This is a genomic window from Sphingobium sp. SG1 (assembly GCF_057063145.1).
In genome coordinates, this window is the sequence record NZ_JBVVOJ010000104.1 from 1 (window position 1) to 251 (window position 251).

A 251-nucleotide genomic window follows, 5' to 3' on the forward strand; every position below is an offset into this window, starting at 1 on the left:
TTGTCGGATTTGGAGATCCAGACCGCGCGGCGGCGGTCCTTCAACCAGTTGTCGAGCAGGATGCCGGCGCCCTGTCGCCCCTTGCCGGCGCCGGTGCCGTCGCCCAGGAACCAGCCACACCGAAAACGCACCGCATGTTCGGCATCGTCCGATGCGGCAGAGACAATGTCCCAGGTCTCATCGACCGTCCACGATCCGGCGAGGAAACGGGAATGCCCCTCCCCGGCGTAGATGACGGATTCAAGCTGGGC

At 65.3% G+C, this 251-nt stretch carries 1 protein-coding gene; it reads right to left on the reverse strand.

Annotated features, from left to right (window positions below; genetic code table 11):
- A partial coding sequence (locus AC0KVN_RS27725; protein WP_483656873.1) for a strawberry notch-like NTP hydrolase domain-containing protein occupies positions 1–251 on the reverse strand: 251 nt, incomplete at both ends.